Source organism: Candidatus Rickettsia barbarica, assembly GCF_041477405.1.
GTDB classification, from domain to species: domain Bacteria; phylum Pseudomonadota; class Alphaproteobacteria; order Rickettsiales; family Rickettsiaceae; genus Rickettsia; species Rickettsia rickettsii.
In genome coordinates this window covers 348,615-363,995 of sequence record NZ_JBEWYL010000002.1, presented here as the reverse complement: position 1 = coordinate 363,995, position 15,381 = coordinate 348,615, and the positions used below count along the sequence as shown (strand labels likewise).

The window sequence follows — 15,381 nt, the reverse complement described above, 5'->3', positions numbered from 1 at the left end:
ATTTTATTTATTGAATCTTTATATACAAACCGTGATGATATATTAAATGAAAAAAACGATTTTTACGTGCAGGATGAAAAGGGTGAAAATAGTAATATTGTCTAATGTTAATCTCTTCTGACATCTAATAAATGTAAAATCAGATAAGCAGCAATTGCCACTCTCCTAAGAATCGTGTATGCTGGTTTTCCCGCACACAGCTCAAACCTTAATGCACATGTGATGAGTTTCTTTTGAGTCGGCTCACGCTTTTCACAATATTTCTTATATGCCGGATCCATATATTGTAGTATCCATTTTAACTTTCACATGTCTTACAATCGGTAAATATTTCATTTTGAGTCTCTTTATTCATACTCTTAGGTTCATCTAGTGACATAGATGGTTGCCTCTAGCGGAAACAACTCTTTGATACAACCTCGTTGTTACAAACTATTCTATTAAAAGGTGCTTGCACGATAAACTCAAAAACATGATCTCTAATACGTCCGATTGTATACCATACAAATTCTGGAATCTTCTTAAAACCGTCATATCCAAGCAAAGTAAAAATAGGATTAGTAATTAACTTATTATCATATATAACATAAGCTCTTTTGCTATAGTATATTTACCCGTCCTGGGCTTTCCTATTAAATAGATAATATTTTTAGAGGCAATTTCTATAGCCCCTAACTTTGAGCTATCGAACCAAGTATTATAGAAGTTTCTACAAGATTCAAAAACATCATATTGTCCACTCTGTAATCTTACAAAATCTTCCGTTAAGAAGAGGTGGTCAGTTCTAGTTTTTAATCTTTTTAATCGTTCTTCAACCGGACAAAAGATTCCTTAAAAAGGTTATTTTGTAACCATGTAGATATTTAAGATAAAATTTAGCAAGTTCTTGAGCATCCAGACCATCTAGTGCCGTATCGATTACAATATTAAAATTTTTATCTAATAATGCTTTTGCGGTTGTAAGCAATATCAACACAACAATTTTTCTTCTTGCTAACCTATTATTATTAAAACGACCTTTTAGTCTATCATCATTGCTTTCAGTGCCGGCTTCATTTTCTGCAAACTTAAATTCTGTAGGAAAAATCGTACTATAAAACGCTCCGACTTTATCAATTTGTAAATGAATAAATTTATTATTAGATTGCCTACAAATTTCTTTGGCTATTGTTGTTTTACCTGCACAAGAAGGACGGACCGTTGATTATTATAACTTGATTCATATTTAACTAATCTCAATTATGATATAATAAATCGTCCCACAAGTAATTTTTAGAAAAAATATATTTATGTATAAACTTATCAAAGTAGTTTATTTACTTTTAAAGCTTTCTTCAAGTTCCTTATCTAAAAGCCAAATATGTTCTTTTCAAGTATTTCATAACGTAATTGTTCTTTTTCTTTATCTATAATATGCTTTGATTTAACATGATCTTTGATGAAAATTGAATCACGATAACTATTAAATATTTTCATAAAATCATTTAAAATTTTAACTTCACTATATATTATGCACTTAAGTAATCACTCCATTAGGCTTATGCGTTGCACACATTATAGCGAGTGGAAAGAATACCATCGCATACGAGCTGAACAAATCTTTGATACTATAAACGTAAAATACGATTCTAACCATCCAACTATAATGGCAGAGAATCATTATCATTTTGTGTTACATAAAAGAGTTAAAATCGTTGCAACTGCTCATATAGAATTTTTCAATGAAAATGAATTGGCACTAAGGTCACTTGCAGTAGATAGGCCTTATCAAAACCAGGGATTTGGTAAATATACAATGAAGCTTGCGGTTTTAAACCATTATTTTTAAAGCCACAAAACTATGAATTTAATATGGTGTATATGGTTAAGAATCTAGAATCTAACAATCCTCTACAAAATTTAATTCTGCTTGAACAAGACGCACGGGGGGCTATGGTTTTGATTGGCCGGATCATGAGATGATTTTAGAGCAGGCAATAGATGAATGTAGAGAGATAAAAGAAGCTATTGACGATGCCGAACCACCGGAAAGAGGACAAGCAGAAATAGGGGATTTGCTCCATACGGCGATTTCGTTGTGTATTTTTTCAGGGTGGGATGTTGAGACAACGCTTAGCAAGACAAATGAAAAATTTGAGAAACGTATGAGAGCAATAAAAATGCTTACCAAAAAGCATAACCTGCCAAATCTGCAAGGACAATCCGTAGAATTGATGCTGAAGCTTTGGAAAGAAGCAAAAGAGATAACTAAAAATGTTAAACCCTAAAAGCATTCTTAAATTAATAATCTTTCTTAGTATATTTTTACTTACTTTATACGGAGTAAATTTTGCTTTGCATTGGCATAATCCCGACGTAAATAATGAAGTAGCTGATTATATAGGAATTTGTTTATATAAAAATGCTTATAAAAGCCTACAGGTTAATTCTATGGGAATAGCATTTAATATTTCCTATACCCCAAATGCTGAAAAAGACTGTTTTAATCCATCTTTCCCTATTATTCATACTAAAACAGATGCAAAACATAATACTTGGTTTCACATAGTTCGCACTGATTTGCTCGGATAAGGAATTACAAGAGTTTATAGACGGTGATATAAAACTCAATTACCCATTTTACACTTTAGAACAAGATTTTTATGATGCTCCTTTATGGTACTACACACTTTTCTCTAAACCTTTATCTTACTGGATCGGTCACGTTTATGCCATTAAAATTGATCATGAGCATAAAACAATAAAAGTTATAGACGGTATCAAATGGGGGTTTAAGCTCTCGTATTTTCCCATTAAGCCGAGCATGATTTTACCATCGCCGCTTAGTTTAGAAGACTGGTAAGAGGATTGGAATATTTTTACAGAAGAATTAAAAGGATATACAACGAATTAAACTATCACTCAAATATGATCTTTTTAAGATTTTTAAGAAATTTATTATTTACTCAAGTGGCATAATACGCTCAAAATATTCATCCCTTATGCCTAAAAACAAATCAAAAAAAGTAGAGCTAACTGCACTTTGTACATGGCAATACTCTATTTTAGAATTTTTTATTGTCCACTTCTCCTCAAGTGTTTTACTTACTTTTTTATGGATATTATTTATAATTATACTAACGATGTTATCTGCACATCGTCTTTCAATGAGATATAATATATTCATATTTAGCAATTTGATGCCATATATCACTGACTTTTTTTTCCATGATGAAGACCATTCGCCTTTAACTATATTTCGCACAGAATTTAAATATTCTTTTTTTTCCTATCTTCTATTAGTTTTGGTAAAGTATCGTGAGAACTATATAAGGTTCTTTGTCTGTTAATGCTTTTTCTTGATTGAATTTGAAGGCATCAAGACTGCTTGTTAAAGGATTAATTAATACAAAATCTCTACGACCTAGATGTCCTACAATATGATCATTTAAATCTTCGTCCGGTGCTAAACTCGGTACAGAATATCCTTTTAAATATGGCTTTACAAATTCAAGGTCTTCAGAAGCAGAATGTTCTACTACACTTAATAAATATAAAGCATCTTTTAGAGTTAATTCTTCAATTGGCGGAGTTTTAATATTTTTATACAAAAATGTATCTATTAAAATACGTCTTTTTGCTTCTTTTTCAGTTTGTTTTTGCTGTTTTATAGATTTCTCTTACAATTATCATATGAACAACTAGAGTTATTGTTATGATTACATATAGGACCCAATAGAGCAAAACTCGTTTCTCCATAAACATAGCTATAATAATTTCTACTCTTTAGCTTAATAACTCAATTTGTATCTCGGTAGTATTTACAGAATAATTTATGATGCGTAACAAGCGGAAATAAACTAACTAAACTATTGAGAGATACATTAACATTAAATTCTTCTAATAAATTAGCTATTTTCTCATAGTTATAATAACGTTTTATTAAATCTTTGATTTGTTCTTCTGTTAAATGTGATAAATCTTTATGCGCCATAACTTAATATAAATTAATTGATTCTTAGGTATATAATTGTAACTTATAAAATTGCAGCTGTAATAAAAAAACAATATAAATATACAACTATTTTTATTATAAAAGTAAAAATAGAAATTAAAAGACTGTCAACATGAGGTAATTAGTAAACGATAAGCTTTGTAAAAAGCTTTTAGACTTTATAAATGTAATAACAAATGCATATGAAACTTTTAAATACTCGACAGTGGAAACCTTGATTACTATTTGGCTTTCCGGTTCGATAAACTACAAAAATTGGCTAACTGTCCAGACTAGAGCATGGGTAAGTTAGTATTACAGAAAAAAGATATTTTTGTTTAGGTAAAGTTGATGGTAATATTTTAACAGTCCGTGTTACATTCCGAGATAATCATATAAGAATTTTTAGAGCAGGATACTGGTGCAAAGGTAAGAGAATTTATGAGCAAGAGAATAAAATACACTGATGGGGAAATAGGGGAAGTAAAAATAGTAAAAGATTTCTTGCCACACCCTAGAGAACTTTTATTAAAAGATGATTCAGTAAAAGTAACCATTTCTTTAAGTAAAGAGAGCGTAGAGCTTTTTAAATCACAAGTAGCAACTACACATGTTCCTTTACTAGATAAATATACTAAGTATTATAAAGAAAATAAACGAGCATAACATACTCTTCTGCTTTTAAGAATTGCTCTTTGTTATCTGCATGAATTCACGTACTCACTTATTAAGTATAAACTGTACACACTCACCATTTGATAATAAATTCAATTCTTGAAATCATACGAGTGTACCATAAACTGAGCTGGTGGAGAGAGGGGGATTCGAACCCCCGACACGTTGCCGTGAACACGCTTTCCAGGCGTGCGCCTTAAACCACTCGGCCATCTCTCCCAAATTTTTAGCATTGCCTGTATGGCTTCCTATGTCATTCTCACAAGGTATTGATGTTGTTGCATAGAGTAAAAAGCCTACTCGATATCATCCCAGTGGAAGTGAGGATCCCAAAAAATAAACCTGTAAAAACAAGTTTTTGATAGGTTTTACTGGATTCCCGGTTTCTCGCTGGAATGACATAAAACAATCTATGCCACAAAGCCCTTAGTCGCTTGCAATGACGACTCGGGTATCCATACGACAAAGCTAAGACTTATTCTGAGACAAAATATTATTAGCTTCTTCTAGCTCATTTTTAGTATTAACACCAACAATTAAATCATGATCAGTAGATAATAAATATGAAACTTTTTCACCGTGATTTTTACATATTTTTACTATTTCAGTTAAATAAACTTCCTTATGACCGTTAGTATTAGTAGCAAATAAAGGTAAGTATTTATTTAAAATTTCGCTACTGAAAGCCATAATACCTGAATTACAAAGCTTTATGTTTTTCTCTTCTGCGCTTGCATTTTTATGTTCGATTATCTCTAAAAATGCACCATTTTTATCAGTAGCTATTCTCCCATATTGAACCGGATTTGCTCTCTCAAAGCTTAAAGTCACTAATGCAGAATTAGTAAGGCTTAAATAAGCTATTAATTCATGCATAAGTTTTGGAGTAATAAGAGGATGATCAGCGTATAAAACTAATATTGTTTTATTTTTATTAATTAAATCTATTGCTGCATAAGTAGCATGAGCTGTGCCTTTAGGTTCTTCTTGCAGTACAAAGCGACACATATTTGCATAGGGCGTTAAATATTTTTTAAGTTCTTCTGAATACACTATAATTACATCATTTGTAACGTTAAGCGCATTCTTTAATACCGTTTCAAGCATTGGAACTCCACCGACTTTATGCATTACTTTCGGTAAATCGGACTCCATTCTAGTACCTTTACCGGCTGCTAAAATAATTATTTGATAATTTGCATCGTTATAAGTCATGGTTCTCCTTGTATTATTTCGTAAACATCATCAGATAACTCATAATTCCCAAAAACTCTTTGCACATCATCGCTTTCTTCTAAAACTTCCACAAGCTTTAGTAATTTTTCGGCTTTTTCCTTATCATCTATAATTATTGTATTTAATGGGATCCACCCTATATACGAATCTTCAGGTATGCCGTATTTGCCAGTTAAAAATTCTAGAACTTTAGAGAAATTTTCAATATCCGTATAGATTGTATGGGTGGTATCATCGGATATAATATCATGCCCCCCGGCTTCTATGACTGCCTCTAAAACATCTTCATTAGATGCTATATTTATTGGATACTGAATAACTCCGCAATGGTTGAATAAATAATTGACACTACCGGTTTCGCCTAAACTCCCACCATATTTAGTAAAACTAGAGCGTACTTCTGCAGCAGTGCGGTTTTTATTATCGGTTAAAGCTTCAACTATTATAGCAATACCATTCGGTGCATAACCTTCATATCTAATTGCCGTATAATTTTCGTTATTAGAAGAATCATTAGCACTATTAATAGCTTTATCTATTCTTTCTTTAGGGAGATTTTGACTACGTGCAGCGGTTAAAGCATTTCTAAGACGTGGATTATTTTCAGGGTTATTAGAAGAACCGGTTTTAGCTGCAGTAACTATTTCGCGAATTAATTTAGTGAAAACTTTTGCTCTTTTTTTATCTTGAGCCCCTTTACGATGCTGAATATTTTTGAACTTTGAATGACCGGCCATATTTATTTCTTTTCTTTCAAAAGTAATATTATATACTCTGAAGTAAAATGAAAAGTAATATACGAAGATCAACTGGAAAAAGAGCAAGGAGTCTGCAAACCGAGGAGCGGAGCATATAATAAACACTCAGCATCCGAGGACTTACAAAGACGACGTAGCTAATTTTTCAAGTTCATCGAGTATATTTTTTTCTCCAAAAACGATTAATTAACCTTGTTTTGCTTTAAATCTTTTATTCTTTTTATTTATTACAAAAATTTTGCCTCGTCTTTTAACGATCTGACAATCTTTATCACGTTTTTTTAACGATTTTAATGAGCTAACAACTTTCATAAAATATACTTTTACATTTAATTTGGATTGATAATAAACATTTTTATTTAATCAGTCAATTAGGTTCTGTACTCTTGTAATAGAATAATCATAATTATGGCCATGTTTAGTTGCAAATTATAAGATTTTTTTGAAATATGAATAACTATTTCTGCAAAAATCTTATTAATTTTTGCTAAAAAATATCTCAAAATTATAATCATTAATCAAAAGTGTACAGGACCTAACAATTTAAAGTATTTAAAAAATACCATACTCAAGAAACTATAAATGAAATCAAGCAAAATGGAAGAGAATGGAGTTTAAACAAACCATATTATGATGAATTTCTTGTTGAATTACCGAAATTAGTTCAAAAATTTGATCTATCTGAAATAATTACAAAAGTAGATTATAGATTATCCAGGTAAACAATGTATCCATATTTAATGCAGTAGGGGAGCTAGCATCATATGCTCAACTTGCTAAATGGGCTGAGAATGCTATTAAAGATGAGCAGCAAGGTGAAAATGAAAAAGCTAATAATCAATGGAAAGCTATAAAAGCAGTATTAGAGTATGCTAAAACATCAGGTATAGATTATTGTAGTTTAATAAGAGGCTGGGAAAATAATAAAGGGGCAGCACAAGGCGATCAGATACTGAAACTTCTTTTAAACACAGTGAAACAAAATATTGACTTAAGTATAGATGAACTGAAGATAGCTAAAATCATAATAGACGAAGCAGATAAAGGAGAATACAGCTTATACGCTATTCCAAATAATTATAAAAATAATGAAAATGCAAAACATGCAGCTAACGAACATAAAAAATGGTATGAAAGCATAATTAAAGATGATGATTTTTCAATGTTAAGCTTTAAGCTATAGTGTGGATACAAGCTCTATATTTGCAAGCAAAAGATCTAATTGATCTATCTGAGGATGATTCTACTATATTTCCAGAAATGTCAAAGGAACAAAATAATCTTAACGATCAACAACTTGCAGCTTTGGTTCATCAAGCAACTGCTCACGCTAACAGAGAGGAAATACCACATATACAACCTTCTACTAGTTCTAATAGAGGAGAGAGCGGTACAGAAGATACTATTTTAGGTATGTAAGCTAAGGATTTAGTAACATTAATTAATGCCGGAGTTCAAGTTTTAGATGGGACTACTAATCCTCAAGATGCTCAAGGTAGCACTGCTGAAGACTTTGTAACACAAGTAAGTAATCTTTTGCAAGCGACAGGAGGCGATATTAATAATTTGTTGGATATGGTACCCGATATATTAGGTAATCCTCAAAACACTAATGATGCTGCTTGGGATTTATATTAAATCCTTACCTCTTAAATTCTATAACTTCCCTTGCTTCATAAGATAAGTTATGGTAGGCTAGTTTATCTTATTGTAACTCAAGTTATTTTAGCGTTGTCGGTATGGTTTGGGAATTATACCAAAATTGTTATTGCAAGCGACTACAAGGAGCGTGGCAATCCAGCAAAACAATAAAAAAATTCTGTAAATCAGAATTTTTTACTGGACTGCTTCGTCAATTACTCCGTAATTTTCCTCTCAATGACGTTAAAACCATACTACTCCTATTATTATCCTTTATCCTCTTCTCTAAGCCGGCTATTGCCGATCCTGAAATAGCTGAATCCTTTAAATGTTCAAAACTTTTTCCTTACTTTGAAAAAAAATTTAATATCCCATCTAATACGTTACATTCAATAGCTTTAAAAGAATCGGGAAAAAAACATACAACCCGTAAAATTAGAGTAGTATGGCCTTGGACAGTAAATGTTGAAGGAAAAGGCTATTATTTTAACACAAAAAGAGAAGCAGTAAGGTTTGTTAGAGTAGAGCTTATAAAAGGGCGAGAGAGTATTGATGTCGGATGCATGCAGATTAACTTAAGGCATCATTTAGGGGCTTTTAATTCCCTTGAACAGGCATTTGATCCAAATAATAACATTCGTTACGGTGCAGAATTTTTGCGTTCAAAATATGATCAGCTAGGGAGCTGGCACAAGGCGATAGCTCATTATCATTCGGCTACACATTCTTTAGGGTTTAAATATAAACAAGATGTAGTTAAAATAGCAAGTAATATGGCTCTTTATAAAGCATCCTTACATAGTTATCTAAATAATAATGAAGGGGCTTTAGAAGATACAATTCCAGTAAATAATAACAAAGTTCAAAAACAATCACTTTTTAGTGGTAATAAAAGATACAGAAGTAGTATTATGATACAGGTTCCTGCTAAAATTAATTAATTCTATGAATATTAAATTAATTACATGTTTTTTAATATTAGTAAGTGCGGTAAAAGTAAATGCCGATTTTAACAATATTCAAGATAATTTTGAATATCAGGAAGAGCAATTAATAATAGAATTACCTTGGAGCGATTGTACCGAAATTCATAAATTATTAGAGGAAAAATTATCTTTTTCAGAACAACAAATAAAAAAAGAAAATAAAATTCGTGAGAAATATAAACAATTTTATTTAAAACATAATAATCCTACTAATTTTTCTATGCAATTTCTTGAGAAAAAATCTGAGACTAATGGAGTAGAAACTTTAATATCAGGTTTTTTAAAATTCTGTGAAGAGAATTTTCAAACTGGTAAAAGTAAATCTAATTCCCTAAATTATTATATTAAAAAACAACAAAATCAATGGTTTAATGATATAAGAAATGAGAATTACAAAATATATTATAGCAAAAAATACGAAGATAATATCTTTAGAAATAATTAATTAAGGCAACTATATATCTTGTATAACCTAAATTGTTTCGATAATTTTATATAAAATTGTGTTAGTATAGTTAAGTGTTAGATTGTAAAAGTGTTGTTGATTTATTCGAAACATTACCTACTGAACAAAAGTGCATAATTATTTTACTGATATACGTTGGGCTAACGGAGCTTATTGTCCGTATTGCAGCAACCAAAAGATTTTTCATTATGCGGATGGAACGAATCACAAATGTTAGGCATGTAAAAAGCGTTTTAGTATCAAAGTTGGCACAATTTTTGAAAATAGTCAGATTTCTTTAAAGAAATGGTTTACAGCAGTTTTGCAAGTTACTACGCAAAAAAAAGTTTATCATCGTTACAGCTTTCAAGAGATATTAATGTTACCCAAACAACTGCATGGTTTATGCTTCATAGGATTAGAGCAGTGACTAAACTAGAAAGTTTTAGTATTCCTTTAAAAAGCACTGTAGAAATAGATGAGACGTGTATTGGTGGTAAAGAAAAGAACAAACATCAAAATAAAAAAACTAAAAGTACACAAGGTTGCAGCACAAAGACAAAAACCGTTGTAATCGGCATGATAGAGAGAAACGGTAACGCTCAGGTTCAAGTTATAACAAAGGTTAATTCAAAGACCATAGAAAAAATTGCAATAAATAATATTCTAATAGGGTCAACTATTTTATCTGATGAATGGGGAGCTTACAAGGTATTAGAAAAGTTATATAATCATGAATATATAAATCACGACTTAGGTAAATATATAAGAGAGTCTGTGTCTACAAACACGATAGAAAGCTTTTGGGCGTTGTTTAAGCGTGGTATAATCGGACTCTCTTGTTCTATTAGAAAAAAACACATAGAGAGATATTTAAACGAGTTTGTATTTAGGTGCAACCATAAAAACTATAATGTAAGCAATATGTTTAATGCTATACTTTTAAATACAGGTAATTATTTATTTTATAAAGCCTTGGTAGGTCGGTATGAAACTCAAAGTAGTTAAAAACGGAGAATTATCTTTTAACGAGGTTTTAGCAATGATAGGTCAAGCTCCGTTAAAAATTAATTCTCCAGAGATTGCAGAAGACAAAATCCCTAAACCATTTATAAAATGGGCAGGGGAAAAAGAAGCCTTATCAAAGAGTTGTGCTTACGCTTACCTGCTAGTACAATAATCATTATGAGCCTTTAGGAGGAGCACTTTTTTTTGCACTCGTTCCAGACAAAGCTATTATATCAGATATAAACTTAGATTTCATACAAGGCAGTTAAGGATGAAGCTCGAGCATTAATTGAGCTGTTAGCTAAGCATAAAGCTAATCACTCTCAAGATTATTACTATGCTGTTAGAAAGAACGCAAATAGTGATAACCCTATTGAGATAGCAACACGTTTCATATACCTTAACAAGACTTGTTATAATGGTCTTTATAGAGTAAATAGCAAAGGAGAGTGCAACGTCCCGATGGGAGCTTATATGAATCCTAATATTCTTGATAAGGATAACATACTTGTGTGTAGTAAAGCTTTACAAAATGCTGAAATAATATATCAGGATTTCAGCAATATTTCGCCTAAGCCTAAAGATTTCGTTTATATAGACCCGCCATATCAACCTATTAATAATACTTCATTTACAAAATATACAAAGCTTGGCTTTACAGAGGCAGATCAGGTTAAGCTTTATGAAAAATGCATAGCATTAAATAAGAAAGGTGTATATTTTATTTCAAATTCAGATAGCGATTTTATATTATATCATCCAGAACATCACCCTCATTGCCTAGTTATAGAATCTCAGTGGCAACAATCAGGAGGATCGGTTGATGAAAAATATACTTATCTTGTGCTAAACATACAAAAACAAGGAATTTATGATACTATAATAATAATTGATGGTGATGGATATAAAAAAGAAGCCTTGAAATGTTTCAAGGATCAAGTGGGCAGTAATTTAATAGAAGTGTTTAGTATGTCTGAATTTACATCTTGGGTAAATAAAAAGCAAATATAGGTTATACAAGTATATAATTCCCTTAATTTATTTCAGTACTTGATGCATATATTATTTAATTGATATTAACTGTTAATATACAGGATTATTTATGTTAAAGAAATTTATATTAGTATTGTTGTGTATAAGTAGTTATAAATCTCTAGGAGAATCTAATAAGACCGAGAACAATGTTTCAGTGATAGAAAGAAAAAAAGTTTCTAGTAATGATAAACAACTAAAACCTGTCTACTTAGAGCATTTTGATCTAACTTCGGATTTAAATCCTACAGAAAAAAGCCTGTTGAGTTTAGAACCTTTATAACCTAATAATAACAATACGAAACCTATAATTGTAGATATTCAGGAGAATTTTGAAGGGCTAGATAGAGTTAAAGGGGATGATATTCGCACTGCAAGACAGAGAGAACTTGTTCAAAATAGTTTGCTAGGAGATTTTTAGGGGGTTTTATTTCTTGACCGCCACCAACAATTTTAGGAGAGAAAATTCAAGATAGGAGAGGATTATATATTCAACAGACTAAAGCTAAAAAATCACCGAAATAATGTAGTAGAGGCGATAAGTAACAGCTTATTTATCAAGCATGCAGCTAATGATATAATAAGTCGATTAGGGATGATTGATAAGGATTTTTCGGATATTCTAGAAATATCGGCTAAATGCGGTTATCTTACGAGCTTACTAACAAATGCTTATCGAAGTGCCGATATTACCGTAACAGATATGTCGCCTTTATTGCTTGATTCTTTTGAGCATAATCATAAATTATTAATCGATGATGAAGATTTAGCATTGCCAAAAGACTCTTTTGATTTAATTATTTATTCATTAGGGTTACACTGGATAAATGATGTACAACGCTTTTTATCTAATATAAGAATATTTTTAAAGTCTGACGGTATTTTTATCGGTAATTTTGTCGGAGGAAATAGCTTAAAGAATTTACGTAAATCCTTAATAGATGCCGAAATAGCAAGTGATTTTAAACACTCTCCTCATATTGCTCCTTTTATTCATTTTGATCATGTTCCGATTTTATTTTCGCAAGCAAGATTTGCCGCAGTAATTGTTGACTATGAAAATATAGAGCTAAAATTTGATAATCCTTTAGCTTTAATGAGAGAAATAAAAAATATAGGTGAGGCAAATTCACTAAATGCTAGTCATAATTATGCTATTTCTAAAAAGATGTTTTCTTTACTACAAAATTATACAAACGGCTTTGAAGATAATATTAATTTAATTAGTTTTATTGCTTCACCACATAAGAATAGTATAAGATTAAAGTTGTTATAAAGGTGATAGTGGTGTATTTTAGCAGTATTACATCATTGCGAGGAAATTATGTAAGTAATTGACAAAGCAATCTCAGGATATTTGACAAGATTGCCACGCAGCCTATGGCTGTTTGCAATGACGATCCAACAATTTATTAAGGTCAAACAAATATGCAAGAATTTGATTTAGTGGTAATAGGTAGTGGTCCAGCCGGTTATACAGGCAGTATTAGGGCTGCTCAACTTGGTATGAAAGTAGCGTGTATTGAGAAAAGCGATACTCTTGGCGGCACTTGTTTAAATATAGGATGCATACCATCGAAAGTTTTACTGAATTCTTCCGAAAAATATGAAGCAGCTCTAAAACATTTTGAGAATATAGGTATTATTGCGGATGTAAAACTAGACTTACAAAAAATGCTAGCTAATAAAGATAAAGTAGTTCTTGATCTCACACAAGGTATAGAAAGTCTCTTTGCCAAAAACAAAGTTACTAGGATAAAAGGTGAAGCTAAAATTAGCTCTAGTAATATCGTTGAAGTAAATAAAGAGCAAATTAAAGCCAAAAATATCCTCATTACTACAGGTTCCAGCGTCATAGAAATACCGAATATCAAAATAGACGAAGAATTTATTGTTTCATCTACCGGTGCTTTGAAACTTTCTAAAGTACCTGAGAACTTAATAGTAGTTGGCGGAGGGTATATAGGCTTAGAACTTGGTTCAGTTTGGCGTCGTTTGGGAGCTAAAGTAACGGTTATTGAGTATGCACCGAGCATTGTACCTATGCTTGATAAAGAAATTGCTGCACAATTTATGAAACTACAGCAAAAACAAGGTATAGAGTTTAAACTGAATACTAAAGTGCTATCTGCTGAAGTAAAGTCAGGAAAAGTAAATCTAACAATAGAGGAGGACGGTAAGAGTTCAGTAGTAACAAGCGATGTTGTGTTGATGGCGGTAGGCAGAAAAGCCTATACGCAAAATCTAGGGCTTGAGTCTGTCGGTATTATTACGGATAAGCAAGGTAGCATTGAAATTAATGACCGGTTCCAAACAGCCATTTCAAATATTTATGCAGTCGGTGATGTGGTAAAAGGAGCTATGCTTGCTCATAAAGCCGAGGAAGAGGCTGTAGCTGCCGTAGAAATTATGGCAGGGCAGGCAGGACATGTTAACTATAACTTAATTCCAAGCGTAATATATACTTATCCTGAAGTAGCAAGCGTCGGTGAAACGGAAGAACAGCTAAAAGAAAAAGGCATTAATTATAAAGTCGGTAAGTTTCCGTTTTTAGCAAATAGTAGAGCAAGAGCAATCGGTAGTACGGAAGGTATGGTTAAGATCCTTGCCTATAGTAAAACCGATAGGGTTTTAGGAGCTCATATTATAGGAGCTGACGCAGGTACATTAATTGCCGCGCTTACGGCTTATATGGCATTCGGAGCAGCTTCAGAAGATATAGCAAGAACCTGCCACGCTCACCCAACTTTAAGCGAGGCTATAAAAGAGGCAGCACTTAGTGTAGATAAGAGGACTATTAATATGTGATATATTTCTACGTCATTGCAAGGAAAAACTGTAAGTTTTGACGAAGCAATCTCAAGCGTCCTGCTTTATGAGATTGCCACGCTCCTTGCAGTCGCAGCGTTGTTGCATGGCTTGAAAAACCAGTTCGGTGTCATACCATGGCTTGACCACGGTATCCAGTAAAACCACTCAAAATACTAATATTATTAGTATTTTTAAGATCCCACGAACAAGTCGTGGGATGACAGAGATGAAGCAAGCCATACCACAAGGCCTTCAGTCGCTCGCAATGACGAATTTAAGGATATTTATGACCAAACAAGAGCTGCGTCTTTATTTCAAAGAATTTTTAATACAAAACCAAGATAAGATTAATTCATTCCGATTTAGTCAAAAACTCTCTAATCAATAAAATTAGCCGGTTATTACAGGAGTTAAAAGTAAAGACAGTAGGACTTTACTTTCCTCTAAAATACGAAATTAACTTACTTGAAATAACAAACTTACATCCTGAAATAAGATTCTTCCTACCGAAAATCATAAAAAATGAGATAAAATATTGTGCTTATCATTATAACGATCAATTGGCTTTAGGGGCTTTTAAAACCTATGAACCTATAAATAATGATTTTTTTATTCCTGAGTTAGTTATTATCCCAGGACTTGCGTTTAGTAAGGAGGGTTATAGACTTGGATACGGCCAAGGACATTTTGACCGATATCTTAATAATAACCGAAATATATTAACCGCCGGAGTTTGTTTAAAAGAACAATTAATAGATAATTTTTTGATTGAATCTCATGATCGTAAGCTTAAATTTATGATTTCGGTATAATAAC

General features: G+C 31.8%; 20 protein-coding genes, 1 tRNA gene and 4 pseudogenes. 17 read left to right on the top strand and 8 right to left on the bottom strand.

Going from position 1 to position 15,381, the window contains the following annotated elements:
• Positions 1-811 precede the first annotated feature (811 nt).
• Positions 812-967: a hypothetical protein gene (locus ABVF33_RS04605; protein ID WP_499706450.1), complete on the bottom strand. Its 156-nt coding sequence runs from the start codon at positions 965-967 to the stop codon at positions 812-814.
• A 573-nt stretch (positions 968-1,540) separates the two neighbouring features.
• Between ABVF33_RS04605 and ABVF33_RS04600 the strand changes: the two genes are divergently transcribed.
• The 3 genes from ABVF33_RS04600 (at position 1,541) to ABVF33_RS04590 (ending at position 2,571) form a co-directional block, all read left to right on the top strand.
• Positions 1,541-1,828 (top strand): GNAT family N-acetyltransferase, encoded by a 288-nt coding sequence (locus tag ABVF33_RS04600; RefSeq protein ID WP_499706430.1) that lies wholly within the window; start codon positions 1,541-1,543, stop codon positions 1,826-1,828.
• A gap of 130 nt (positions 1,829-1,958) precedes the next feature.
• Positions 1,959-2,267: a MazG nucleotide pyrophosphohydrolase domain-containing protein gene (locus ABVF33_RS04595; protein WP_499706429.1), complete on the top strand. Its 309-nt coding sequence runs from the start codon at positions 1,959-1,961 to the stop codon at positions 2,265-2,267.
• Complete coding sequence (locus ABVF33_RS04590) at positions 2,254-2,571, top strand: hypothetical protein (protein WP_499706428.1); 318 nt, start codon at positions 2,254-2,256, stop codon at positions 2,569-2,571. The genes ABVF33_RS04595 and ABVF33_RS04590 overlap by 14 nt, the downstream gene beginning before the upstream one ends.
• Before the next feature lie 370 nt (positions 2,572-2,941).
• Here the strand turns inward: ABVF33_RS04590 and ABVF33_RS04585 are convergent, their stop codons facing one another.
• The 3 genes from ABVF33_RS04585 to ABVF33_RS04575 all read right to left on the bottom strand — a co-directional run bounded on the left by ABVF33_RS04585 (position 2,942) and on the right by ABVF33_RS04575 (position 3,973).
• Positions 2,942-3,166, bottom strand: a complete 225-nt coding sequence (locus tag ABVF33_RS04585; protein ID WP_016830827.1) for a hypothetical protein — start codon at positions 3,164-3,166, stop codon at positions 2,942-2,944.
• 112 nt (positions 3,167-3,278) lie between these two features.
• Positions 3,279-3,590 carry a hypothetical protein gene (locus tag ABVF33_RS04580; protein ID WP_499706427.1) on the bottom strand — a complete coding sequence of 104 codons (312 nt, stop codon included), beginning with the start codon at positions 3,588-3,590 and terminating at the stop codon, positions 3,279-3,281.
• 188 nt (positions 3,591-3,778) lie between these two features.
• On the bottom strand, positions 3,779-3,973 hold the full coding sequence (locus ABVF33_RS04575; RefSeq protein WP_499706426.1) for a hypothetical protein: 195 nt from the start codon (positions 3,971-3,973) through the stop codon (positions 3,779-3,781).
• Between the two features lie 441 nt (positions 3,974-4,414).
• Here ABVF33_RS04575 and ABVF33_RS04570 point away from each other — a divergent pair, with 441 nt between their 5' ends.
• Positions 4,415-4,639: a CopG family transcriptional regulator gene (locus ABVF33_RS04570; protein WP_499706424.1), complete on the top strand. Its 225-nt coding sequence runs from the start codon at positions 4,415-4,417 to the stop codon at positions 4,637-4,639.
• A 140-nt stretch (positions 4,640-4,779) separates the two neighbouring features.
• Here ABVF33_RS04570 and ABVF33_RS04565 read toward each other — a convergent pair.
• From ABVF33_RS04565 to ykgO, 4 genes are all read right to left on the bottom strand, one after another.
• Positions 4,780-4,867: transfer RNA gene (locus ABVF33_RS04565), tRNA-Ser, on the bottom strand.
• 249 nt (positions 4,868-5,116) lie between these two features.
• Positions 5,117-5,863: a sugar phosphate nucleotidyltransferase gene (locus ABVF33_RS04560; RefSeq protein ID WP_499706423.1), complete on the bottom strand. Its 747-nt coding sequence runs from the start codon at positions 5,861-5,863 to the stop codon at positions 5,117-5,119.
• Positions 5,860-6,621 carry a YebC/PmpR family DNA-binding transcriptional regulator gene (locus tag ABVF33_RS04555; RefSeq protein ID WP_499706422.1) on the bottom strand — a complete coding sequence of 254 codons (762 nt, stop codon included), beginning with the start codon at positions 6,619-6,621 and terminating at the stop codon, positions 5,860-5,862. The genes ABVF33_RS04560 and ABVF33_RS04555 overlap by 4 nt, the downstream gene beginning before the upstream one ends.
• Positions 6,622-6,828: 207 nt before the next feature.
• Entirely contained in the window at positions 6,829-6,954 is a 126-nt protein-coding gene (gene ykgO / locus ABVF33_RS04550; protein ID WP_004998227.1) for a type B 50S ribosomal protein L36, read from the bottom strand.
• Between the two features lie 661 nt (positions 6,955-7,615).
• Between ykgO and ABVF33_RS04545 the strand changes: the two genes are divergently transcribed.
• From ABVF33_RS04545 to ABVF33_RS04485, 13 genes and pseudogenes are all read left to right on the top strand, one after another.
• On the top strand, positions 7,616-7,825 hold the full coding sequence (locus ABVF33_RS04545; RefSeq protein WP_499706421.1) for a hypothetical protein: 210 nt from the start codon (positions 7,616-7,618) through the stop codon (positions 7,823-7,825).
• 1 nt (position 7,826) lies between these two features.
• Positions 7,827-8,280: pseudogene (locus tag ABVF33_RS04540) on the top strand (hypothetical protein).
• Between the two features lie 101 nt (positions 8,281-8,381).
• Positions 8,382-9,224 carry a lytic transglycosylase domain-containing protein gene (locus tag ABVF33_RS04535; protein WP_499706420.1) on the top strand — a complete coding sequence of 281 codons (843 nt, stop codon included), beginning with the start codon at positions 8,382-8,384 and terminating at the stop codon, positions 9,222-9,224.
• Between the two features lie 4 nt (positions 9,225-9,228).
• Positions 9,229-9,714: a DUF2532 domain-containing protein gene (locus tag ABVF33_RS04530; RefSeq protein ID WP_499706419.1), complete on the top strand. Its 486-nt coding sequence runs from the start codon at positions 9,229-9,231 to the stop codon at positions 9,712-9,714.
• 130 nt (positions 9,715-9,844) lie between these two features.
• Positions 9,845-9,952: a transposase gene (locus ABVF33_RS04525; RefSeq protein WP_499706418.1), complete on the top strand. Its 108-nt coding sequence runs from the start codon at positions 9,845-9,847 to the stop codon at positions 9,950-9,952.
• A 68-nt stretch (positions 9,953-10,020) separates the two neighbouring features.
• A complete protein-coding gene (locus ABVF33_RS04520; protein WP_499706417.1) occupies positions 10,021-10,722 on the top strand; it encodes an IS1595 family transposase in 702 nt (233 codons plus the stop codon).
• Complete coding sequence (locus tag ABVF33_RS04515; protein WP_148206967.1) at positions 10,703-10,894, top strand: hypothetical protein; 192 nt, start codon at positions 10,703-10,705, stop codon at positions 10,892-10,894. Before ABVF33_RS04520 ends, ABVF33_RS04515 begins: the two co-directional genes overlap by 20 nt.
• 77 nt (positions 10,895-10,971) lie before the next feature.
• Entirely contained in the window at positions 10,972-11,733 is a 762-nt protein-coding gene (locus tag ABVF33_RS04510; protein ID WP_499706447.1) for a Dam family site-specific DNA-(adenine-N6)-methyltransferase, read from the top strand.
• Positions 11,734-11,824: 91 nt separating this feature from the next.
• Positions 11,825-12,279: pseudogene (locus tag ABVF33_RS04505) on the top strand (hypothetical protein).
• 31 nt (positions 12,280-12,310) lie between these two features.
• A complete protein-coding gene (locus ABVF33_RS04500) occupies positions 12,311-13,030 on the top strand; it encodes a methyltransferase domain-containing protein (RefSeq protein ID WP_268738942.1) in 720 nt (239 codons plus the stop codon).
• Positions 13,031-13,182: 152 nt separating this feature from the next.
• On the top strand, positions 13,183-14,562 hold the full coding sequence (lpdA, locus tag ABVF33_RS04495) for a dihydrolipoyl dehydrogenase (protein ID WP_499706416.1): 1,380 nt from the start codon (positions 13,183-13,185) through the stop codon (positions 14,560-14,562).
• Between the two features lie 102 nt (positions 14,563-14,664).
• Positions 14,665-14,823, top strand: a pseudogene (locus ABVF33_RS04490) (MFS transporter); the annotation flags it as partial.
• 28 nt (positions 14,824-14,851) lie between these two features.
• Positions 14,852-15,377, top strand: a pseudogene (locus ABVF33_RS04485) (5-formyltetrahydrofolate cyclo-ligase).
• Positions 15,378-15,381 lie beyond the last annotated feature (4 nt).